Raw genomic sequence first — 1,056 nt, forward strand, 5'->3', positions numbered from 1 at the left:
ACCGCCACCCTGACGGTCACTGACGACGCCGGCAACGACAACAGCTTCACAGCGGATAGCGTCAAAGACACCGCTGCGCCGACCACCACCATCAGCATCACTGGCATCAGTGAAGACACCGGTACCGCGGGTGACTTCATTACCAGCGACAATGACGGCCTGACGATCTCTGCCACACTGGATGCGCCGCTGGCCGAGGGCGAGACCCTGCAGTACAGCAGCGATGGCACCACATGGATCGATATCCCCGAGGGCAGCGTGACCGGCACTGCGGTCAGCTACGACAGCGGCCTCACCGAGTCCGCGACCGTACAGTTCCGTGTGCAGGATGCTGCCNTGCGCCGACCACCACCATCAGCATCACTGGCATCAGTGAGGACACCGGTACCGCGGGCGACTTCATCACCAGCGACAATGATGGCCTGACGATCTCTGCCACACTGGATGCGCCGCTGGCCGAGGGCGAGACCCTGCAGTACAGCAGCGATGGCACCACCTGGATCGACATCCCCGATGCCAGCGTGACAGGCACTGAGGTCAACTACGACAGCGGCCTCACCGAGTCCGCCACCGTGCAGCTCCGTGTGCAGGATACTGCCGGCAACACTGGCCCGGCGGCCTCGCAGGATGTCGTGATCGATGCGACCTCACCGAGCGCCGATGACAACAGCATCGCCTTCGACGATGGTGGCGATGGCTTCCTGAATGCCGACGAGATCGGCAACGTGACGCTGACCGNTGGATCGATATCCCCGAGGGCAGCGTGACCGGCACTGCGGTCAGCTACGACAGCGGCCTCACCGAGTCCGCGACCGTACAGTTCCGTGTGCAGGATGCTGCCGGCAACAACGGCGATACGGTGTCCCAGGCCATCGTGATCGATGCCACCTCACCGAGCGCCGATGACAACAGCATCGCCTTCGACGATGGTGGCGATGGCTTCCTGAATGCCGACGAGATCGGCAACGTGACGCTGACCGGCTCCATCGAAGACGGCCTGGACAGCAGCAACGTTCAGCTGGTCATCACCGACGGCGAAGGTGGCTCCGTCACCGT

1 protein-coding gene is annotated in these 1,056 nt (G+C 63.5%); it reads left to right on the forward strand.

Translation table 11 applies throughout. The annotated features are described in order from the left end of the window. Nucleotides 1–763: 763 nt before the first annotated feature. On the forward strand, nucleotides 764–1,056 hold a 293-nt coding region (locus tag HXS65_RS17415; protein WP_176494548.1), incomplete at its 3' end, for a hypothetical protein.

Origin of the sequence: Cobetia sp. 5-25-4-2, from assembly GCF_013374075.1 — a bacterium.
Classification (GTDB): Bacteria; Pseudomonadota; Gammaproteobacteria; order Pseudomonadales; family Halomonadaceae; genus Cobetia; species Cobetia marina.